21 protein-coding genes are annotated in these 20137 nt (G+C 73.0%); 8 read left to right on the top strand and 13 right to left on the bottom strand.

The genetic code is table 11. The features are described from left to right. Positions 1-33: 33 nt before the first annotated feature. A complete protein-coding gene (locus BUS84_RS30200) occupies positions 34-900 on the top strand; it encodes a 3-methyladenine DNA glycosylase (protein ID WP_074319216.1) in 867 nt (288 codons plus the stop codon). A gap of 16 nt (positions 901-916) precedes the next feature. On the opposite strand, the gene BUS84_RS30195 is transcribed toward BUS84_RS30200, so the two are convergent. The 9 genes from BUS84_RS30195 to BUS84_RS30155 form a co-directional block, all read right to left on the bottom strand. Continuing rightward, positions 917-1513: a TetR/AcrR family transcriptional regulator gene (locus BUS84_RS30195; protein ID WP_074317675.1), complete on the bottom strand. Its 597-nt coding sequence runs from the start codon at positions 1511-1513 to the stop codon at positions 917-919. Between the two features lie 73 nt (positions 1514-1586). Then, on the bottom strand, positions 1587-2585 hold the full coding sequence (locus BUS84_RS30190; protein ID WP_074317673.1) for an aldo/keto reductase: 999 nt from the start codon (positions 2583-2585) through the stop codon (positions 1587-1589). A 108-nt stretch (positions 2586-2693) separates the two neighbouring features. Then, on the bottom strand, positions 2694-3119 hold the full coding sequence (gene arfB, locus BUS84_RS30185; protein WP_074317671.1) for an alternative ribosome rescue aminoacyl-tRNA hydrolase ArfB: 426 nt from the start codon (positions 3117-3119) through the stop codon (positions 2694-2696). Positions 3120-3153: 34 nt separating this feature from the next. Further along, positions 3154-3450, bottom strand: a complete 297-nt coding sequence (locus tag BUS84_RS30180; RefSeq protein ID WP_074317670.1) for a hypothetical protein — start codon at positions 3448-3450, stop codon at positions 3154-3156. A gap of 110 nt (positions 3451-3560) precedes the next feature. After that, the gene (locus BUS84_RS30175) at positions 3561-4421 is read right to left on the bottom strand and encodes a S1C family serine protease (RefSeq protein WP_074317668.1); all 861 of its coding nucleotides are present in this window, start codon (positions 4419-4421) and stop codon (positions 3561-3563) included. Positions 4422-4459: 38 nt separating this feature from the next. Continuing rightward, positions 4460-5419: a VWA domain-containing protein gene (locus BUS84_RS30170; RefSeq protein ID WP_074317666.1), complete on the bottom strand. Its 960-nt coding sequence runs from the start codon at positions 5417-5419 to the stop codon at positions 4460-4462. Next, entirely contained in the window at positions 5416-6435 is a 1020-nt protein-coding gene (locus BUS84_RS30165; protein ID WP_074317665.1) for a DUF58 domain-containing protein, read from the bottom strand. The genes BUS84_RS30170 and BUS84_RS30165 overlap by 4 nt, the downstream gene beginning before the upstream one ends. Next, positions 6432-7481, bottom strand: coding sequence for an AAA family ATPase (locus BUS84_RS30160; protein WP_074317663.1), 1050 nt, complete (start codon positions 7479-7481; stop codon positions 6432-6434). The genes BUS84_RS30165 and BUS84_RS30160 overlap by 4 nt, the downstream gene beginning before the upstream one ends. A gap of 43 nt (positions 7482-7524) precedes the next feature. After that, on the bottom strand, positions 7525-8223 hold the full coding sequence (locus BUS84_RS30155; protein WP_208869764.1) for a hypothetical protein: 699 nt from the start codon (positions 8221-8223) through the stop codon (positions 7525-7527). A gap of 342 nt (positions 8224-8565) precedes the next feature. On the opposite strand from BUS84_RS30155, the gene BUS84_RS30150 reads away from it, so the two are divergent. Continuing rightward, complete coding sequence (locus BUS84_RS30150) at positions 8566-9561, top strand: endonuclease/exonuclease/phosphatase family protein (RefSeq protein ID WP_084757642.1); 996 nt, start codon at positions 8566-8568, stop codon at positions 9559-9561. A gap of 26 nt (positions 9562-9587) precedes the next feature. On the opposite strand, the gene cimA is transcribed toward BUS84_RS30150, so the two are convergent. Further along, positions 9588-11249 carry a citramalate synthase gene (gene cimA, locus BUS84_RS30145; RefSeq protein ID WP_244298775.1) on the bottom strand — a complete coding sequence of 554 codons (1662 nt, stop codon included), beginning with the start codon at positions 11247-11249 and terminating at the stop codon, positions 9588-9590. 339 nt (positions 11250-11588) lie between these two features. On the opposite strand from cimA, the gene BUS84_RS30140 reads away from it, so the two are divergent. From BUS84_RS30140 to BUS84_RS30125, 4 genes are all read left to right on the top strand, one after another. Next, the gene (locus tag BUS84_RS30140) at positions 11589-12149 is read left to right on the top strand and encodes a peroxiredoxin (RefSeq protein WP_074317662.1); all 561 of its coding nucleotides are present in this window, start codon (positions 11589-11591) and stop codon (positions 12147-12149) included. A 2-nt stretch (positions 12150-12151) separates the two neighbouring features. Next, positions 12152-12682: an alkylhydroperoxidase, AhpD family gene (gene ahpD, locus BUS84_RS30135; RefSeq protein WP_074317661.1), complete on the top strand. Its 531-nt coding sequence runs from the start codon at positions 12152-12154 to the stop codon at positions 12680-12682. A 138-nt stretch (positions 12683-12820) separates the two neighbouring features. Further along, a complete protein-coding gene (locus tag BUS84_RS30130) occupies positions 12821-13279 on the top strand; it encodes a PRC-barrel domain-containing protein (RefSeq protein ID WP_074319214.1) in 459 nt (152 codons plus the stop codon). Between the two features lie 56 nt (positions 13280-13335). After that, on the top strand, positions 13336-14079 hold the full coding sequence (locus BUS84_RS30125; RefSeq protein ID WP_074317659.1) for a tyrosine-protein phosphatase: 744 nt from the start codon (positions 13336-13338) through the stop codon (positions 14077-14079). A gap of 179 nt (positions 14080-14258) precedes the next feature. Here the strand turns inward: BUS84_RS30125 and BUS84_RS30120 are convergent, their stop codons facing one another. Both BUS84_RS30120 and BUS84_RS30115 read right to left on the bottom strand, forming a co-directional pair. Continuing rightward, positions 14259-15356 carry a branched-chain amino acid aminotransferase gene (locus BUS84_RS30120; protein ID WP_074317658.1) on the bottom strand — a complete coding sequence of 366 codons (1098 nt, stop codon included), beginning with the start codon at positions 15354-15356 and terminating at the stop codon, positions 14259-14261. A 169-nt stretch (positions 15357-15525) separates the two neighbouring features. Then, positions 15526-16557, bottom strand: a complete 1032-nt coding sequence (locus BUS84_RS30115) for a 3-isopropylmalate dehydrogenase (protein WP_074317656.1) — start codon at positions 16555-16557, stop codon at positions 15526-15528. A 225-nt stretch (positions 16558-16782) separates the two neighbouring features. Here BUS84_RS30115 and BUS84_RS30110 point away from each other — a divergent pair, with 225 nt between their 5' ends. Beyond that, the gene (locus BUS84_RS30110) at positions 16783-17625 is read left to right on the top strand and encodes an FAD:protein FMN transferase (RefSeq protein ID WP_074317655.1); all 843 of its coding nucleotides are present in this window, start codon (positions 16783-16785) and stop codon (positions 17623-17625) included. Between the two features lie 372 nt (positions 17626-17997). Continuing rightward, positions 17998-18354: a hypothetical protein gene (locus BUS84_RS30105; RefSeq protein ID WP_074317653.1), complete on the top strand. Its 357-nt coding sequence runs from the start codon at positions 17998-18000 to the stop codon at positions 18352-18354. Between the two features lie 82 nt (positions 18355-18436). Here the strand turns inward: BUS84_RS30105 and serA are convergent, their stop codons facing one another. Beyond that, positions 18437-20035: a phosphoglycerate dehydrogenase gene (gene serA, locus BUS84_RS30100; RefSeq protein ID WP_074317651.1), complete on the bottom strand. Its 1599-nt coding sequence runs from the start codon at positions 20033-20035 to the stop codon at positions 18437-18439. Between the last annotated feature and the right edge of the window lie 102 nt (positions 20036-20137).

The raw sequence follows: 20137 nt of genomic DNA, 5'->3' as shown, positions 1-20137 counted from the left end.
CGGCGGGTGGGCGGCGGTCGTACCCTGGGGTCCGTGACCGCCGCCCTCGCCCCCGCCGTGCTCGACGTGGCGGCCTGGCAGGCCCGCCGCCGGGCGCACGAGGAGCGGGTGGACGCCTGGCTGACGCCGCACCTGGCCCGCCGACGCCGCGGCGAGCGGCATCCGGTGGCGGACTTCCTGTTCACCTACTACTCGCACCGTCCGGCCCAGCTGCGTCGCTGGCACCCGGGCGCCGGGGTCGAGCTGCGCGGTGCGGATCCGGCCGAGTTCGGCCGGGACTACCGCGCCACCGACGTCGGGGTCACCCTCGACACCGAGGCGGTACGCGCGCGGCGCGGCGACTCGATCGGCTGGATCCGCTCGCTGCTGGCGGCCACCGCCGGGCGGACGCCGCACTTCGGCTGCTTCGGGATGCACGAGTGGGCGATGGTCTACCGGCAGACCCGCGAGGAGCTGCGGCACAACGCCTGGCCGTTGCGGCTGGACCCGGAGCGGACCGCCGCGATCGTCGAGGAGCGGGGCGTGCGGTGCAGCCACTTCGACGCGTTCCGGTTCTTCACGCCGCCGGCCCGGCCGTTGAACGTGCTCACCCCGACTCGGGAGACCCAGCACGCACACGAGCAGCCGGGCTGCCTACACGCCAACATGGACCTCTACAAGTGGGCGTACAAGCTGTCGCCGCTGCTGCCCTCGGAGCTCGTCGCGGACTGCTTCGAGCTGGCCCGGGAGATCCGCACCCTGGACATGCGGGCCTCCCCGTACGACCTGGCGGCGCTCGGCCATCCGCCGGTGCGGGTGGAGACGCCGGAGGGCCGCGCGGAGTACGCCACCGCGCAGCGCGGGTTCGCCGACCGGGCCGCCGTGCTGCGCGACCGGCTGCTCGCCGCCGTGCCCGCCTGACCGGGAAGCGTTCGGGTCAGCTCGCGGGGCGGGTCCGCAGGCCGTCGATCAGCAGCGCCACCACCGCCGCCATGTCGTCGTCGAGGCCCGGCTCGCTCCACTCGGTGCGGTGGGACGGGTGGTGGAACCGGGCGGTGGCCTGCAACAGCGCCCGGCCGGCCACCGCCGGGTCGGGCACGCTGAACTCACCGGCCGCCACCCCGTCCGCGACGATCAGGCTGAGCTGGCCGGCGAGGACCTCTAGGTGGTTGGCGACCGCGCCCTCGGAGAGGGTGGCCAGCTGGTGGAAGTTGTCGAACAGCTCCGGGTCCTCCCGGGCCATCCGGCGCTTGGTGCCGCTCAGCTCGGCCAGCCACCGGCGCAGCCGCTGCGGGGCTGGGCCGGGGCCGGTGGCCACCTCGATCAGCGGGGTGGAGACCCGGGCCAGCCAACGTTCGGCGACCGCCTCGCGCAGCGCCGCCTTGCTGGCGAAGTGCCGGTAGACGCTGCCGTGGCTGACGCCCAGCGCGCGGGCGACGTCCAGCACGGTGGCCTTGGCCGGCCCGTACCGGCGCAGCACCTCCTCGGCGGTGTCGAGGATGCGGTCGGCCGTCAGGGCGGTGGCGTCGCTCATTCCTCCAGCCTCCCTGACCGCGCGGGCGGCCGTGGCGCGGCCCCCGGCCGGCGGTCGCGCCACGGCCGGGCGGTCATGCCCGCTCGCTGTCCAGGTGCGCCATCTGCGCCTCGTCGTAGCGGGCGCCGGCGGCCGCGCCGGCCGGGACGGCGGCCTCGATCGCGGCCAGGTCCGCCTCGGTCAGGGTGATCGCCGCGGCGCCCAGCGCCTCGGTCAGCCGGTCCCGACGGCGGGCGCCGATCAGCGGCACGATGCTCTCGCCCCGGGCGAGCACCCAGGCGATGGCGATCTGCGCCACGGTGACGCCGCGAGCCTCGGCGATGGTGCGCAGGGCGTCCACCAGGGCGAGGTTGCGGTCCAGGTTGGCGCCGGCGAACCGGGGCAGGTGGCTGCGGAAGTCGGTGCCGGCGGTCTCCCGCTGCGCCGTCCAGTGGCCGCTGATCAGGCCCCGGGACAGCACCCCGTAGGCGGTGACCCCGACGCCCAGCTCACGGGCCGTCGGCAGGATCTCGGCCTCGGGGTCGCGGGAGATCAGCGAGTACTCGATCTGGAGGTCGGTGATCGGGTGCACGGCGTGCGCACGGCGCAGCGTCTCGGCGCTCACCTCGGACAGGCCGATGTGCCGGATGTGGCCGGCCTTGACCAGCTCGGCCAGGGTGCCCACCACGTCCTCCACCGGCACGTCCGGCGCAAGCCGGGCGGGGCGGTAGATGTCGACGTGGTCGGTGCCGAGACGGCGCAGGGTGTACGCCAGGAAGTTCTTGATCGCGGCGGGTCGGACGTCGATGCCGTTCCAGCCGCCCTCGGCGTCGCGCAGCGCGCCGAACTTGACGCTGATCACGGCGTCGTCCCGGTTACGGCCGCGCAGCGCTTCGCGCAGCAGCAGCTCGTTGTGCCCCATGCCGTAGAAGTCGCCGGTGTCGAGCAGGGTGACGCCGGCGTCGAGCGCGGCGTGGATGGTGGCGATGCTCTCGGCCTCGTCGGCGGCGCCGTAGAGGTCGGACATGCCCATCAGGCCGAGCCCGAGTGCGGAGACGGTGGGGCCGGTGGTGCCAAGGGTGCGGGTGTCCATGGGTCTTCCTCTCCTGGGTGACCCGCTGAGCGTACATCGTTCGACTGACAGATTCCAGATTCTGTCACTCAAGAGCCCACGAGGGCGCCGAGCCTGTCGTGGGAGGTACTAGTCGCCGTCGACGCGGCGGTCGCGCTTGCGCTGGGACTGGCGCTTCTTCTCGGCCAGCCGGCGCTCCTTGGCTCCCCGGGACGGGCGCGTGGCCCGGCGCGGCGGAGGCGGAGGCGCCGCGGCCTCGCGCAGCAGCGCGACCATCCGCTCGCGGGCCGCCTCCCGGTTGGCCAGCTGCGCCCGATGCTCACTGGCGGCGATCGTCAGCACCCCGTCCACCAGGCGGTTGGCCAGCCGGGCCAGCGCCCGGGACCGGACCGACTCCGGCACGGCCGGCGAGTTGGCCAGGTCATAGCTCAGCTCGACCCGCGAGTCGGCGGTGTTCACGCCCTGCCCACCGGGCCCGGACGAGCGGGAGAAGCGCTCCCGCAGCTCCCCGGCGGGGACGACCCACCGGTCGGTCACCCGCAGTCCGTCGTCCACGCCCCGAGGCTAACCCGCACCACCGCTCCCGGGGTCACCGGTGCGGCGGTTCACTCTGCGTCGCCGACGGGCTGGGCGCCGGGCCCGCGGTCTCATCGTCGGCGCCGACCGCGGCGTACGCCACCGCGCCGAACAGCAGCAGCGCGATCACCCCGGCCTTGGTGGCGACGGCCCGGATCAGCAGCCACGCGCTGCGGCGGGCACCCGGCACCGACTTCTTGATGGTCTGGTAGTCACTCCACCCGCGCCGCGCCCGGGTGTACGCCGACCCCACTGCAATTCCGATGACCAGGCCCACCAGCAGGAGGACCACGAGAAGAGGACGCTCCACCTCCGCCAGTATCCATACCCAGCGCGATATTTCCATGGACCGATGCTCTCCGGCCGGATATCCGACACTGGCGGCGATCCCACGGGCCGCCGCCGGGGTGTCCGGGCAGCTCAGCCACCCTTGCCGATGATCGTGTCGGCGGTCTGCTGCACCTGCTCGATCGGGATGGCGAATCCGATCCCGATCGAGCCATTGCCGTCGATGGTGGCGATCGCGGTGTTCACCCCGACCACCTCCCCACGGGCGTTGACCAACGGCCCACCCGAGTTACCCGGATTGATCGAGGCGTCGGTCTGCACCGCGCTGTGCCGGTTGTTGCCCAACCGCACCTGACGGTCCAACGCGCTGACGATGCCCGCGGTGACCGTCCCGGACAGGCCGAGCGGTGAGCCCACCGCGAGCACCGGCTCACCGACCCGGGTGGCACCCGGCTTGGCCAGCGGCAACGGGGCGAGCCCGGCGGACGCGGGCACCTTCAGCACCGCCAGGTCGCTGCGCGGCTCCCGGCCGACCACCTCGGCGGCGTACCGGCGGCCGTCGGGCAGCTCCACCGTCACCGGTCCGCCGCCCCCCTTCGCCAGGATGTGGTCGTTGGTGATGAGGTGCTGCTGGTCGTCGACCGCGAAGCCCGAACCGGTCGCGGACGAGCCGTTCGCGCCGCCGGCGAGCACCGACACCACTCCGGGCACGGTCCGTTCGGCGGCGGTGACCAACTCCGCCGGCACCGGGGCGGCGGACGCCGCGGCCTCGCCCGGAACGCCGTCCCGGCCGGCCACCACGCCACCGGCCACGGCTCCCGAGACGGCGGAGATCGCCACCACCGCCAGCGCGGCGAGCAGTCTGCCCGGTCGCCGCCCCCCGCGGTCCCGCCCGGTACCGGGCGGGTCCCAGAACCCGCGGCCGTCCGGGTCGAGTTCCGGCGATATGAACCAGGGACCGCGCGGTTCGCCCAGTCCGGTCGGCACTGCCATGCGTACTCCTCACGGTCGAAGTCCTTGCGCGCGGCGGGTCAGGGAAGCCGGGAGAACCAGCGCATCGAGCCGGCGGCGGCGCCCATCGCGAAGACCAGTCCGAGGCCGATGAACCGGGCCGAGACGTCCTGCCGTTCGGTGCGGTAGCCGACCGAGCTGCCGATGTCGTCGTAGACGGCGCGCAGCTCCTCGGTGGTGCTGGCCTCGTGGAACATCCCGCCGGTCTCGTCGGCGACCGCTTTGAGGGTCTGCCCGTCGACCGGCACCTGGATCGGCCGCCCGCCCCGGTCCACGAACCCGGACGGGGTGCCGAAGGAGATTGCGTGCACCGGCACCTCCGCCGCCACCGCGTCCGCCGCCGCCTCCATGGGGTCCATTCCGGAGGTGTTCGCCCCGTCGGAGAGCAGGATGATCCGGGCCGGCGGGGTCTCCGTGGCGGCCTGGCTGTCCAGGCCCTTGACCGCGCCGAGGGAGGTGTTGATGGCCTCGCCGATCGCGGTGCCCTGCACGCCGGTCACCCCCTCGGCGAGCCGGCCGATCCCGTCTTCCAGAGCCTCCCGGTCGGTGCCGGGCGGCACCAGCACGGCGGCGCTGCCGGCGAACGCGACCAGACCGACGTTGAACTCGTCGGGCAGGCCGTCGACGAAGCGCCGCGCCGCCTGCTTCGCCGCGGTCAGCCGGTCCGGGTCGACGTCGGTGGCGAGCATGGAGGTGGACACGTCCACCGCCACCATCACCGTGGCGCGTTCCCGGGGCACCTGGACCTCGGCGGTGGGCCGGGCGAAGCCGACCACGAGCAGCGCCAGCATGGCCAGGAACAGCCCGGCGGGGACGTGCCGGCGCCACGCCGGCCGCTCCGGCGCCACCCGGTCCAGCAGCCGCAGGTTGGTGAAGCGGACGGCGTACCGGCTGCGTCGGCGCTGCATCACCAGGTACGCGACGACCAGGGCGAGCACGCCGAGCAGCAGCCAGAGTCGCACCGGCGACTGCCAGTTCACGCGGCACCTGCCCGGACGACTCCGGCCGGGGCGGCGGCCAAGCGGCGCTGGGCGTGCACGTGCCGGACGATGTCCACGCTCCAGTCCCGGTCGGTGCGCAGCGCCAGGTGGGTGGTCCCGCTGCGCCGCAGCGCCTGGTGGACCTGGTCACGCTGGGCGGCGGCGGCTGCGGCGTACCGGTCCCGCAGTCGACGGTCCGATGTGCACACCTCGCGCCGGCGGCCGGTTTCCGGGTCGACCAGCGTGATCAGGCCGACGTCCGGCAGCTCCAGCTCACGCGGGTCGGTCACTTCGATCGCCAGCACCTGGTGCCGGACGGCCAGCCGACGCAGGGTCCGCTCCCAGGGCGGTGGCTCCTCGGGGTCGTCGGGTAGTCCGTCGAGGAAGTCGGAGACCACCACGACCAGACCGCGCCGGTTGGCGGTCCGGTGCAGGGCGTCGAGCCCGTCCGCCAGCTCCGGCGGCCCGACCGACACCCCGACCGACGGCCCTGGCCGGTCGCCGGGTGCGGTGGCGCGGGGGGCGGCCAGCAGCGCGCGGAGCAGGCCGAGCAGATGGGTACGCCCGCTGCGGGCCGGAAAGCGCCGGACCCCGTCGGCGCGCAGCACCTGGGCCCCGAGCCGGTTGCCGACGCCGGCGGTCAGGAAGCCGATCGCGGCGACCGCGGCGACCGCCAGCTCCCGCTTGTCCAGCTCGGCGGTGCCGAACTCCATGCTGGCGCTGGCGTCGACCAGCAGCCAGGTGGTCAGTTCCCGGTCGGCGTCGACCTGCCGGACGTGCGGCACGGCGGTCCGGGCGGTCACCGCCCAGTCCATCCGGCGGACCTCGTCCTCGCCCGGCCGGTACTCGCGGCTGCCGGCTGGTTCGCTGCCCGGCCCGGGCAGCAGGCCCCGGTACTGGCCGTGCAGCAGGCCGTTCAGCCGGCGGGTGACGGTCAACTCCAGGCGGCGCAGCCGCTGGTCCGGAGCCAGCTCGGCGAGGCCGGGATCGGCCTGCGCGGCGACGACGCGCCTCATGCCGCCGCCAAATCAGGGGCCTGCTGTGGGTGGCCGTTGGCCAGTCGGGGCGGTGGTACGGCCTCCACCAGCCGGCGAACCACGCTCTCGGCCGAGACCCCGTCGGCCACCGCGTCGAAGGAGAGCACCAGCCGGTGGGCGAGGACGTCCACCGCCAGCTCACGGACGTCCTCGGGCAGCACGTACTCCCGCCCCCGCAGCAGCGCCCGGGCCCGGGCTGCCGCGACCAGGCCGAGGGTGGCCCGTGGGCTGGCCCCGTACGCCAGCAGTGGCGCGATCTCGGGTAGCCCGAACCGGCCCGGGTCGCGGGTGGCGAGGATGAGCCGGACCACGTACTCGGCCAACGCGTGGTGGACGAAGACCCGCTCGGCGTGGACCTGGAGGTCCCGCAGCCGTTGCGCGTCGAGCACCTGGCGCGGGCTCGGCCGGTCGGTGCTCATCCGGTAGAGGATCGCCAACTCGTCGGCGTCGCTCGGGTAGTCCACCACCACCTTCATCAGGAAGCGGTCGCGCTGCGCCTCCGGGAGCTGATAGACCCCCTCGGACTCGATCGGGTTCTGGGTGGCCAGCACCAGGAACGGCGTCGGGACCGGCCAGCTGCGCCCACCGATCGAGACCTGCCGCTCCGCCATCGCCTCCAGCAGCGCCGACTGGACCTTGGCGGGGGCCCGGTTGATCTCGTCGGCCAGCACGAGGTTGGCCATGATCGGGCCCAGCTCGATGTCGAAGGTCTCCTTGGAGGCCCGGTAGATCCGGGTGCCGACGATGTCGGAGGGGACCAGGTCCGGGGTGAACTGGATCCGGGAGAAGGTCCCGCCGACCACGGTCGCGAGGGTCTGCGCGGCCAGTGTCTTGGCCACGCCGGGCACCCCCTCGAGGAGACAGTGCCCGTTGGCGACCAGGGCGGTGAGCAGGCGTTCGACGAGCCGATCCTGCCCGACGATCACGCGTTTGACCTCGAAGAGGGTCTGTTCCAGCTCGCCGCCGGTCGGCTCTGGATCGACCGGGCTGGGCATGCTGGCCAGGGTGTCCGAGATGTCCGTCACGGTGCTTGCTTCCCGGGGCGGCAGCCCGGCAAACGTCGGATTATCAGCGCCGAAGTGCCCAAGGGCACCCCGGCCCGGGATGAACTGTCCGGTCGGGTGACAACGGCCCCGGGACGGCACGAGGCACGCTTACGGCGGCAGACCGGGTGCAGGGCGAAGCCGCCGGGTGGGCCGGCGGCTTCATCGGAACAACCCGGGGCGCCGGCCCTTGTCCAGGGCCGGCTCCCGGACCGTCGGGGGTGTGGACGACCAGGTGGAAGCCCAGGTCGGCCTCAACCCCCGCCGAGTTGCGGGTCTGCACGAAGACCGCGTTCGGCGTGCTGAGCCGGCGCGCTACCGAGATTTCGCCGGCAGACGGGATGCAGCAGGCGTCAGCGCGGCCGATGGTGGCCACGAAGACGCCGCCGGTGACGTTGCGAGCGAACTGGACCTCGTACTGGCCGACGCCGTACTTGATCACGGTGCCGACGCCGCGCGCCCTGGTGCCGTTGGCGTTGACGACCACGATGGACGTGCTGGCGGCGAGCGTGGTTGCCCCACCGGCCTTCAGTGCGGCCTTCGCCTTGCGAGTGGACTCCGCCGTCACCGGCGGCTGGGCGTTCGTGCTGCGCGCCGCCGGCTGGACGGTCTCCGCCGGCGCCTTCGCGTTCGGCTGGGCGACGGCGATCCCGCCGCCGGCCAGGCTCAGCCCCAGGACAGCGAACGTGACCGCTGCCGCCTTACGTCGGAAAGATGTGCTCATGACAGGTCCCCCTTGTGTGACCGTGCGAATTCGGCCGACCCGCGGGGCGGGACGGATGACTGCCTGTAATAGGTGGACGACGACAATGAGACCGGAGGAAGCATTCCCACGCGCACCTGGTGAGGTTGTTGATTTCTCAACGATCTGCATCCGGCCTGAGCAGGGATTACTACTCAGAGTGGCGTCGTTTAGGCCAGATGGAACGTAGCACCGGAAAAAGCCGAACGTCGATAGTTGATCGAGCTTTATTGGACTGTCGGCCAACCGTCAGATAATTGTGAAATGCGAGCGCGTCACCATTCACGAAAATGGGACCGGGCAGTTGCCGCTAGGCTGACCGCCATGATCGTCGACGCTCCGCCCGCGCCGACCCGACGCCGCGCCGACGGGATCGGCACGGCGCTCTGCTGGTTGGCGGTCGTACCGACGACCGCCTGGGCCGCCGCCCGGCTGGCCGGCCTGGACCGGGGGCCGCTGGTGCAGGCGCTCGCCTTCACCCCGTACGTCGCGGGCTGGAGCGTGCTGGCCCTGACCCTCGCCCTCGCCCTACGGCGCTGGTGGCCGGCGGCGGTCGCGGCGCTGGCCGCGGCGGTGCTGATCGGCGTGGTCGCACCCCGGGCCCTGGCCGCTCCGCAACCGGCGGCAGGCGGGCCCATCGTGCGGCTGCTCACCGCCAACCTGCTCGCCGGCTCCGCCGACGCCCGGACACTGGTCGAGCTGGTCCGGCGGCACCGGGTGGACGTGCTCACCGTGCAGGAGTTCACCCCGGACGCGCAGGCCGCCCTGGACCGGCTCGGTCTCGACCGCCTACTGCCGCACCGACAGCTCAACGCGCAGATCGGCACGCCCGGCTCCGGCCTCTACTCGCGCTGGCCGATCACCGACGCCGGTGTCCGGCACAACCGCGGCGGTTGGGGCTTCAGTCAGGCGTACGGCACGCTGGCCGTCCCCGGCGCGCCCCCGGTCCGCGTCGAGTCGGTCCACCCCTCCGCGCCGTACGCGCTGGACCAGGTCGGCGCCTGGCGGGGCGACCTCACCACCCAGCCACCGGCCACTCCGGACGGTGGCCTGCGAATCCTCGCCGGGGACTTCAACGCCACCCTCGACCACGGCCCGCTGCGGGCCCTGCTGCGCACCGGCTACGTCGATGCCGCCGACGCCACCGGGGCGGGGCTCACCGGCACCTGGGGCCCGTACGACGGCGACCTGATCCCGCCGGTCACCATCGACCACGTGCTGATCGATCGCCGGATAGCCGTCCGGGCCGTGGCCGTGCACGACCTACCCGGCACCGACCACCGTCCCGTACTGGCCACAATCCGCCTCCCCGCCGCCTGACTCCCCACCGGACGCCGCACCGATCCTCAGCGCCCGCCCGGCGTCCCGTGCGCGCCGGCCGGAGTGTTGGTAGGGGGCCCATCCTCCACCGGAGGCGTTGACAAGGTGCCCTTCCTTACGCCCAAGCCGTAGGTGAGGGCGTCGACGAGGGCGTGCCAGCTGGCCTCGACCACGTTGGGGTGCACACCCACGGTGGTCCAGTCCCGGCCGCCGCCGTCGGCGGTCTCCAGCAGCACCCGGGTGACCGCGCCGGTGCCGTGGCTGCCCTCCAGGATGCGCACCTTGTAGTCGGCCAGCTCGAAGTCGCGCAGCTGCGGGTAGTGCCGGGCCAGCCCCACCCGCAGTGCCTCGTCCAGGGCGTTGACCGGACCGTTGCCCTCGGCAGTGGCGATCACCCGCTCACCCCGTACCCGGATCTTGACGGTCGCCTCGGAGACCACCGCGCCGTCCTCGCGATGCTCGACCAGCACCCGGTACGACTCCAGAGTGAACGGCCGAGCCGGGCCGCCCTCCGGCAACTCGGAGCGGACCAGCAGCTCGAAGGAGGCGTCCGCGGCCTCAAAGGACCACCCGCCGGCCTCCAACTCCTTGACCCGGTTGGTGACCCGGGTCAGCGCCTCCGGCCGGCCGGCCAGGTCCAGGCCGAGCTCACGACTCTTGAGCTCGACGCTGGCCCGGCCGGCCATCTCGGTTACCAGGATCCGCATGTCGTTGCCCACCACCGACGGGTCCACGTGGTTGTAGAGCAACGGGTCGACCTTGATCGCACTCGCGTGCAGCCCCGCCTTGTGGGCGAAGGCGGCAGCCCCGACATAGGCCTGGTGGGTGTCGGGGGCGATGTTGGCGATCTCGGCGATGGCGTGCGAGACCCGCACCATCTGCGCCAGGCAGCCCTCCGGTAGGACGGGCATGCCCAGCTTGAGTTGAAGGTTCGCGACGACCGTGAAGATGTCGGCGTTGCCGGGGCGCTCGCCGTACCCGTTGGCGGTGCCCTGGACGTGGCGGACGCCCGCCTCGACCGCGGCGATCGTGTTGGCCACCGCGCAGGCGGTGTCGTTCTGCGCGTGCATGCCGAGCAGCCCCGCGTCGATCCCCAGCCGGCCGGTGAGGTCGGCGATCACGGCGGTCACCTGGGACGGCAGCATGCCGCCGTTGGTGTCGCACAGGACCATCCGCTCGGCGCCGGCGGCCAGCGCGGTCTGCACCACGGCCGCGCCGTACGCCGGGGCGTGCCGGTAGCCGTCGAAGAAGTGCTCGCCGTCCACGAAGACCCGGCGGCCCTCGCCGACGAGGTGACTCACGGTGTCGTGGATCATCGCCAGGTTCTCCGCGCCGGTCGTGCGCAGCGCGCGCTCGACGTGCCGGGTGTCGGCCTTCGCGACCAGCGCCACCGCCGGGGTCTGCGCGTCCAGCAGGCCGCGTACCTGAGGGTCGTCGGCGACCGCCACGCCGGCCTTGCGGGTCGCGCCGAACGCGACCAGCACGCCGTGCCGCAGGTCCAGCTCGGTGCGCGCCCGGCGGAAGAACTCGGTGTCCTTGGGCACCGCGCCCGGCCAGCCGCCCTCGATGAAGCCGACGCCGAACTCGTCGAGCAGCCGGGCCACCGCCAGCTTGTCGACCACCGAGTAGGTGAGCCCCTCGCGCTGGGCACCGTCGCGCAACGTCGTGTCGTAGACCTGGAACGTCATCAGGATCCTTTCTCGGAGCAACAAAAAGACCCCCCGCGGATGCGGGAGGTCTGCGCGCTCGGCGGAGGGAGGGCCGGCGCGCTAGGTCGCAATAATCAGGGCGGTGCTGGTCACGATCGCTACTCTGCCACCGCTCCCCTGGTTTTGGGAGGAACAATCCACATGGCGGGATGGTGACGCACCGTTGCCTCACTCCAGCCCTCGTCCGGTCTCGGACGCAACCCGCCGCTCGTGATCGGCTTCACAAGTGACCTGCCCGCTCAGCGGCGGAAACTCGCCTACGGAAGTATCTGGAACCGATCCAGTTAACGGCCTCTGTGCCGCTCCCAAGGAGGACCCTTGCTCACTGTCGGTGACCGCTTCCCCGAGTACGAACTCACCGCCTGCGTGTCGCTTGACGCCGACAAGGCGTTCGAGACGCTCAACCACAAGTCCCACGAGGGCAAGTGGCGGGTGGTCTTCTTCTGGCCGAAGGACTTCACCTTCATCTGCCCGACGGAGATCGCCGAGTTCGGCCGGCTCAACGGCGAGTTCGCCGACCGGGACGCGCAGGTCCTGGGGGCGTCGGTGGACAACGAGTACGTCCACTACGCGTGGCGCAAGGACCACCCGGACCTGCGGGAGCTGCCCTTCCCGATGCTCAGCGACATCAAGCGCGAGCTGGCCGCCGCCTGCGGCGTGCTCGGCGAGGACGGCGTGGCCCAGCGCGCCACGTTCATCGTCGACCCCAACAACGAGATCCAGTTCGCCATGGTCACCGCCGGTTCGGTCGGCCGTAACGTCTCCGAGGTGCTGCGGGTGCTCGACGCGCTGCAGACCGACGAGCTGTGCCCGTGCAACTGGAACAAGGGCGGCGAGACCCTCGACGCCAACGTCCTCCTCGCCGGCGCCGGAGCCTGACCATGGGTCTGGACGCGATCAAGGCAGCCCTGCCCGAGTACGCCAAGGACATCAAACTCAACCTGGGCTCCACCGTCGGCACCTCGACGCTGACCCCGGTTCAGGCCTGGGGCACCGCGCTGGCCTGCGCGGTGGCCGCCCGTAACCCGGTGGTGCTGCGCGAGATCGCCGCCGAGGCGCTCGGTCACCTCGGGCCCGAGGGCGTCGAGGCGGCCAAGGGCGCCGCGGCCATCATGGCGATGAACAACATCTACTACCGGGCCAAGCACCTCATCGGCGACGAGCAGTACGCCTCGATGCCGGCCCGGCTGCGGATGCAGATCATCGCCCGGCCGGGGGTGGACAAGGGCGACTTCGAGCTCTGGTGCCTCGCCGTGTCGGCGATCACCGGCTGCGGAGTGTGCCTCGAGTCGCACGAGAAGGCGCTGCGGGGCAGCGGCTTCACCCGCGAGCAGGTGCACGAGGCGCTGCGGATCTCCGCCGTGGTGCACGCCGCGGCGGTCACCCTCGACGCCGAGGCCGCGCTGGCCTGAGCAGATACGCCCCGACGGGCCGACGCCGCACCCGCGGCGTCGGCCCGTCGCCGTTTCCGGCCCCCGACGGCCGGGTAGCTCCTGCGGAGACGCACTCACCTACGCCGCGAGCATCGGCGACAGTCAGGAGTGAACGGCATGGACAGGATCGACCCGCACGCGACGCACGCCGGGCCGGAGCCGCTGCGCGGAGGCGACCAGGGCACCGTGCCCGGCGGCGCCCCGGCCGGCGCCTTCGACCCCTGGCGCTACCGCGACCAGGCCGGGGTGGCCGACGCCGACCTGGTCGGCTACAAGGTCGAGGCCACCGACGGTGGGATCGGAAAGATCGACAGCGCCAGCCACGAGGTGGACGGCAGCTACCTGGTGGTGGACACCGGACCGTGGATCTTCGGCAAGAAGGTGATGCTGCCGGCCGGCACGGTCAACCAGGTCGACCACGACCAGCGCATCGTCTCCGTGGACCGGACCCGCGACCAGATCAAGGCCGCCCCGGAGTACGACGAGACCAGCCACAGCGACCCGAACTACCGGAACCAGCTGGGTGGCTACTACGACGAGACGTACGGCGCGCTCCCGCCCGGCACCGGGCGGTAGCCGATCGGACCCGACGGCCGGTGGGGCTCTGTCCCACCGGCCGTTACCGTGTCAGGGTGGACGCCATCGAGGACAACCGACACATCTCGCTGCCCGCGACCTTCAACTTCCGCGACGTCGGTGGCTACCCCGGCCACGACGGCCGCACCGTGCGTCGGGGGCGGCTCTACCGCTCCGACTCGCTGCACCGATTGGACGAGCAGGATCAGGACGCGTTCGCCGCGATCGGCATCCGCACCGTCATCGACCTGCGCCGCCCGACCGAGGTGGCCCGGGACGGCCGGGTGCCTGCGTACCAGGGGCTGACCTACCGGCACATCCACCCGGAGCACGCGGACTGGGCCGAGCGGCCACACGAGGAGGGTGTCAGCCTGGCCCGCTATCTCGCGGACCGCTACGCCGACCTGGCGCAGACCGGCACGGCCGGGCTGGCCGAGGCGGTCGGGCTGATCGCGGAATCCGCGAACGCCCCGGTGGTGGTGCACTGCGTGGCGGGCAAGGACCGCACCGGCATCGTCTGCGCCTTGACCCTCGCCGTGCTGGGCGTCGACGACGCCGACATCGTCGCGGACTACGCGCTCACCGCCGAGGCGTCGGCCCGGTTCGGCGCCTGGCTGGCCGAGACCACCCCGGGCGGGCTGGACAACGTGCCGGCGCCGTTCCTGGCCTCGCCCGCCGAAGCGATGGAGCTGTTCCTCGCCGAGCTGCGCGAGGGGCACGGCTCGGTCGAGGGCTACCTGCGTCACGCCGGAGTCACCGACGAGCAGCTGGCAGCCCTCCGCCACCACCTACTCGACTAGCCCGCTGCCACCCCGCCCCGTCCGCCCGCAGGCCCGTCCCGCCCCTGACCTCGTCGATCTAGGGCAGATCGCTGTCAGTGGATCTCCATCCACGACGATCTGCCCTAGATCGACGGCGGCGGGCGGGGCGGCGGGGCGCGGCGGACGGCGGGAGCGGGCGGCGGGGCGGCGGGGCGGGGTTAGAGGACTCGGCGTACCCAGCCCTGGGGGTCGGCGGCCTTGCCTCGTTGGATGTCGACGAGCTGCTGACGTAGGGCCATGGTGACCCGGCCCGGCTCTCCGCCGCCGATCAGGAACTCGCCGTCGGGGAAGCGGACCCCGCCGATCGGGGTGATCACCGCGGCGGTGCCGCAGGCGAAGACCTCGCGGAGCCGGCCGCTGGCCGCGTCGGCCTGCCAGTCGGCGAAGGTGACCGGCCGCTCCTCGACCCGGTGCCCGGCCGCGCCGGCCAGCGTGAGGACCGCGTCCCGGGTGATGCCCGGCAGGATCGTGCCGGTCAGCGGCGGGGTGACCACCGTGTCGTCGTCGTAGACGAAGAAGACGTTCATGCCGCCCAGCTCGTCGACGAAGCGGCGCTCCACCGCGTCCAGGAAGACCACCTGGTCGCAGCCGGCCTCGATGGCCTCGGCCTGGGCCGCGAGCGACGCGGCGTAGTTGCCGCCGCACTTGGCGGCGCCGGTGCCGCCCGGCGCGGCCCGGGTGTAGTCCGGCGAGACCCAGACGGTGACCGGCTTGACGCCCCCGGTGAAGTACGCCCCGACGGGCGAGGCGATCACCATGTAGAGGTACTCGTTGGCCGGACGGACTCCGAGGAAGACCTCGCTGGCGAACATGAACGGCCGCAGGTAGAGGCTGCCGTCCTCGCCGGTCGGGATCCACTCCCGGTCGACCTCGATGAGCTTGTGCAGCGAGTCGATGAAGACCTCGGGCGGCAGCGCGGGCATCGCCATCCGCTGCGCCGAGGCGACGAATCGGGCGGCGTTGGCGTCCGGCCGGAACATGGTCACGCCGCCGTCGGCGGTGCGGTACGCCTTCAGCCCCTCGAAGATCTCCTGCGCGTAGTGCAGCACCGCGCTGGCCGGGTCCATCGGGATCGGCCCGCGCGCCTCCACCCGGGCGTCGTACCAGCCCTTGCCGTCGGCGTACCGGACGGTGACCATGTGGTCGGTGAAGACCCGCCCGAACCCGGGGTTGGCCAGCAGGGCGGCCCGGTCGGTGGCGGATACCGGCGCGGGATTCGGACGGATCTCGAAGTCGAGCTTGTCACCACCGCTCATCGCGCTGACCTCCCTGCGGGACAACGGCATGCGGGATCGCACACCGACATGGCTGTGCCAGAAACTTACCCCGAACGGTCGTTCAGCGGGTAGCGCCGCTCGGGGCATGGAAAACCGTGGATGGCCTCTTGCCGGACCGGCCGGCGCGTGGCCGTCGCTCCGGGGCGGGTCAGGCTACGGCGTGGGCGGCGAGCCGGTCGCCGACCTCGGCGGTACGCAGCGCCACGCCCGGGGTCCGACCGGCCAGCTCGGCGGCGACCGCCGCGTTGACCCGGGCCGCCGCCTCGGCGTGCCCGAGCTGCTCCAGCAGCAGCGCGGCGGAGAGCACCGCGGCGACCGGGTCGGCGATGCCCTGCCCGGCGATGTCCGGTGCCGAGCCGTGCACCGGCTCGAACATGGAGGGGTACGCCCCCTCGGGGTTGATGCAGCCGCTGGCGGCCAATCCGATCCCGCCGGTGACCGCGGCGGCGATGTCGGTGAGGATGTCGCCGAACAGGTTGTCGGTGACCACCACGTCGTAGCGCTGCGGCTGGGTGACCAGGAACATCGCGGCCGCGTCGACGTGCTGGTACTCGGTGGCGATGTCCGGGTGCTCGGCGGCGACCGCGTCGAAGGCCCGGGCCCAGAGCGACCCGGCGTGGGTGAGCACGTTGGTCTTGTGCACCAGGGTGACCTTGCGCCGTTCCCGGCGGCCGGCCCGGGCGAACGCGTCGCGGATCACCCGCTCCACACCGTGCCGGGTGTTCAGGCTCTCCTCGGTGGCGACCTCGGCGGGCGTGTCGCGGTGCAGCGAGCCGCCGGCGCCGGCGTAGAGCCCCTCGGTGCCCTCACGCACCACCACGAGGTCGACCTCGCCCGGCTTCACGTTGCCCAGCGGGCCGGCGACCCCGGGCCAGAGCCGGGACGGGCGCAGGTTGACGTACTGGTCGAAGGCGAACCGGAGCTTGAGCAGCAGCCCCCGCTCCAGCACTCCGGGCGGGACCGTCGGGTCACCGACCGCGCCGAGCAGGATCGCGTCGTGGCCGGCCAGCTCGGCCAGCACCGAGTCGGGCAGCACCTCTCCGGTACGGTGCCAGCGGGCCGCGCCGAGGTCGTACTCGGTGGCCTGCACGCCGGGCAGCACGGCGTCGAGGACCTTGCGGGCCTGTGCGACCACCTCGGGCCCGATGCCGTCCCCGGCCACCACCGCGATCCGCGCCACGCCCGCACTCCTCTGTTCGACTGCACCGTCGCCGCAACGGTACGTCGCCGTCCCGCCTCCCGGTACGGAGCTTCCATGATGTGGGAAGCACGGATACACAGCACCCTCTCAGGCGGGACTCATGCGGCGGTCATCTCCGCTGCCTACCGTGGGGGTCAGCGGGTCACGGGGGCCTGCGACCGGGGGTCGCCGACGACGCGACTCCAACTGCGAGGGGGCAGTGCCATGCGCATCGACGAGCAGCCGCGGACACGCTGGCCGGAACCGTCGGCGTTCCGGAACCGCCGGCCGGACCTCCGGCTCGGCAGCCGGCGGCAGCGGATCGACCCGGCCGCCGCCAGTCAGGGCCGGATCGCGGTGCAGCACAGCGTGCGCACCCCGACCGCCGAGTACACCCTGCTGCTCAACGCCCCGGAGTGGCTCGGCCGCCGGGGTGTCGGCGAGGCGCTGCGGGACAGCGTCGCGGAGCTACGCGCCATCGACCTCACCTACGGCCCGAACCGGCCGGAGAGCCTGGTCTCCAGACTGCGCCGGGGCGAGATCAGTCCCGACTCGTACCCCCCGCTGGCCGACCTGGTGGACCGCTGCACGGCGATGCGCGCCGCCACCGACGGGTGGTTCGACGCCTGGGCGGTGCCCGGCGGCTTCGACCCGGGCGGTCTGCTCGGCGGCTGGGCGGTGGAGCGCGCGGCCGCCCGCCTGCGCGCCGCGGGCATCCACGACTACGCCGTGCTCACCGGTGCCGACCTCGTGGTCCGCGGCCGCGCGCCGCATGGCGGGCCGTGGCGGGTGGCGGTGCACCACCCGACCGCACCCGACCGCGCGCCGCTGGTGCTGGAGATGACCGCCGGCGCGGTCGGCACCTCCGGGGTGACCGGACGACAGGGGCACGTGGTGGACCCGCACACCGGTGAGCCGGCCAACCAACTCGTCGCCGCCACGGTCGTCGGTCCGGACCTGACGGTCGCCGACGCCTACGCCACCGCGCTCTACGCCGCCGGACCCACCGGCCTGGCCTGGTTCCGCGGCAACTCCGACTACCGCGCGCTCTTCGCCCACCGGCGCTGAGCGGGCGAAGATCCGGGAGCCACGCCCTCGAGCCCGATTCGCACCTCGGCCGTCCCCTCGGTCGGCTGGTCGGGCCTGCGATCGGCCCCCACGGTCTCGGCAACGGCCGTGGGGGCCGGTCAGCGACGAGTGCGCGTGGCTCGCACAATCGAGGGGTGCGGACCGGTCGGGCCGGACGTCGACCGCGCCACCCGAAGACGGGCCGACGCCGCGAACTCGGCCAGTGACCGCAGTCGGTACGCTAGCGAATCGACGCAACTCGACGCAAGAGTCTCCACAGCGGACGGTCGCGACCGGAGCGTGGCAGATCAGTGATTGGCCTGCGGCGAGGCAGTTTCGACATGGTGATCGACGGATGGCACGCTGTCCGCCGTGAGTTTCGATCTGAGCGTGTGGGCCCTGGAGGACGGGGCGACGCCCGAGGACGTGCGGGCCGCGGTCGAGGGTTGCCGGCAGGGGCGGCACAGCGACCGTTACCCGGATCCCCGAGTGGTGGCCTTCTACCGGGCGATCACCGCCTCCTACCCGGACCGGCACCCCGGCGCGGACAGCCCGTGGGCGGTGGCGCCACTGCATGCCGCCCACGACCATGTCGAGCTGAACCTGCACCCGACCTGCGCGGACCAGGTGCTGCTGGACATCGAGCGGCTGGCCGGCGAGCACGGGCTGATGCTCTTCGACCCGCAGGGCGGCTCGGTCTACCCACCTCCGGCTCGGCTGCCCGGCTGACCCGGCCGGGCGGCCGGACACTCCACCCCGGGTACGACAAGGGGCCCAGCGGATCGCCGGGCCCCCCGTGGTGCTGCCGTGACTACTCGTCGCGCAGATCCGCCGCGCTGGCCGCCGTCGCGCCGATCGAGTCGGCCGCCGAGGTGAGCAGGTCCGCGCCGAGCGCCTGGTCGACGGTGAGCGTCATCAACGTCTCGCCACCCGCCTCGCGCCGGGCCACCTGCATGGCGGCGATGTTGATGCCCGACTGGCCGAGCAGGGTGCCGACGACGCCGACGACGCCGGGCCGGTCGGCGTAGCGCAGGAAGAGCAGGATGCCCTCCGCGCCGATCTCCACGTCGAAGCCGTCCACCTCGGTCAGCTTCAGGACGTCGCGAGCGCCGGAGTGGGTGACCGTGCCGGAGACGCTGACCGTACGGCCGTTCGGCAGCGCGCCACGCACCGTGACCAGGGTGGGCTGCTCCGCCGTCTCGACCAGGCTGGCCAGGGTGACCTCGACACCGCGCTCGGCGGCCAGGTGCGGGGCGTTGACGTAGGTGACCTGCTCCTCGACGACCGAGCTGAACAGGCCCTTGGTGGCGGCGAGCTTGAGCACCGACACGTCGTGGCTGACGATCTCGCCGCGGACCTCGACCGTGACGCTGGCGGCGACCCCGCCGGCGACCGCGGTGAACGCGCGGCCGAGCTTCTCGGCCAGCGGGAGCAGCGGCCGCACGTCCTCGGCGACCACGCCACCGGCCTGCACGTTGACCGCGTCCGGGACGAACTCGCCCTGCAACGCCAGCTTCACGCTCCTGGCCACCGCCAGGCCGGCCTTGTCCTGCGCCTCGTGCGTGGAGGCACCCAGGTGCGGGGTGGCCACCACGTTGTCGAAGGCGAACAGCGGCGAGGAGGTGCAGGGCTCCTTGGAGTACACGTCGACGCCGGCGCCGCCGACGCGGCCCTCGGCGATGGCGTCCGCGAGCGCCTGCTCGTCGACCAGACCACCGCGGGCGGCGTTGACGATGCGTACGCCCGGCTTGACGATCGCCAGCTCCTTCTCACCGATCAGGCCCACCGTCTCGGGGGTCTTCGGCAGGTGGATGGAGATGAAGTCGCTCTCGCGCAGCAGCTCCTCCAGCCCGACCAGGCGTACGCCGAGCTGCGCCGCCCGGGCCGGCTGGATGTACGGGTCGTACGCGATCAGCCGGGTGCCGAACGCCGCGATGCGCTGCGCGAAGAGCACCCCGATGCGGCCGAGCCCGACCACGCCGACGGTCTTGCCCTGCACCTCGACGCCGGTGTACTTCGACCGCTTCCACTCCCCCGCCTTGAGTGCGGCGCTGGCGCTCGCGGTGTTGCGGGCCACGGCGAGGAGCAGCGCGACGGCCTGCTCCGCGGCGGAGACGATGTTCGAGGTGGGCGCGTTGACGACCATGACGCCCCGCGCGGTGGCGGCCGGCACCTCGACGTTGTCCAGCCCGACGCCCGCCCGGGCGACCACCTTGAGCCGCGGCGCGGCGGCGATCGCCTCGGCGTCGATCTGGGTCGCGCTGCGCACGATGACGGCGTCGGCCTCGGAGAGCGCCGAGAGCAGGGCCGGACGGTCGGTGCCGTCGACGTGACGGACGTCGAAGTCGTGGGCGAGCACCTCGATGGCGGCGGGGGCGAGTTCTTCGGCGATCAGTACGACAGGATTCATCGGTCCTCGTAGAGGTCGTGTTTGCGATCGGCCCGGGCGGCGAGGCGCCGCACTGCGCCCTGCGCTGATCCGTGCCGTGGCCGTCAGGTGCCGGCTGCGCAC

This window comes from Micromonospora cremea (genome assembly GCF_900143515.1).
Lineage (GTDB): Bacteria > Actinomycetota > Actinomycetes > Mycobacteriales > Micromonosporaceae > Micromonospora > Micromonospora cremea.
Note: the sequence above shows the minus strand (reverse complement) of the source record. Positions and strands in the feature narration are given on the sequence as shown.

Coding starts and splice junctions, on each gene's coding strand:
- BUS84_RS30195 (WP_074317675.1), bottom strand. CDS start 1,513: ATGAGCGACGCCACCGCCCTGACGGCCGACCGCATCCTCGACACCGCC.
- BUS84_RS30175 (WP_074317668.1), bottom strand. CDS start 4,421: ATGGCAGTGCCGACCGGACTGGGCGAACCGCGCGGTCCCTGGTTCATA.
- BUS84_RS30150 (WP_084757642.1), top strand. CDS start 8,566: ATGATCGTCGACGCTCCGCCCGCGCCGACCCGACGCCGCGCCGACGGG.
- BUS84_RS30190 (WP_074317673.1), bottom strand. CDS start 2,585: ATGGACACCCGCACCCTTGGCACCACCGGCCCCACCGTCTCCGCACTC.
- BUS84_RS30165 (WP_074317665.1), bottom strand. CDS start 6,435: ATGAGGCGCGTCGTCGCCGCGCAGGCCGATCCCGGCCTCGCCGAGCTG.
- BUS84_RS30120 (WP_074317658.1), bottom strand. CDS start 15,356: ATGAGCGGTGGTGACAAGCTCGACTTCGAGATCCGTCCGAATCCCGCG.
- serA (WP_074317651.1), bottom strand. CDS start 20,035: ATGAATCCTGTCGTACTGATCGCCGAAGAACTCGCCCCCGCCGCCATC.
- BUS84_RS30155 (WP_208869764.1), bottom strand. CDS start 8,223: ATGAGCACATCTTTCCGACGTAAGGCGGCAGCGGTCACGTTCGCTGTC.
- ahpD (WP_074317661.1), top strand. CDS start 12,152: ATGGGTCTGGACGCGATCAAGGCAGCCCTGCCCGAGTACGCCAAGGAC.
- BUS84_RS30130 (WP_074319214.1), top strand. CDS start 12,821: ATGGACAGGATCGACCCGCACGCGACGCACGCCGGGCCGGAGCCGCTG.
- BUS84_RS30110 (WP_074317655.1), top strand. CDS start 16,783: ATGCGCATCGACGAGCAGCCGCGGACACGCTGGCCGGAACCGTCGGCG.
- cimA (WP_244298775.1), bottom strand. CDS start 11,249: ATGACGTTCCAGGTCTACGACACGACGTTGCGCGACGGTGCCCAGCGC.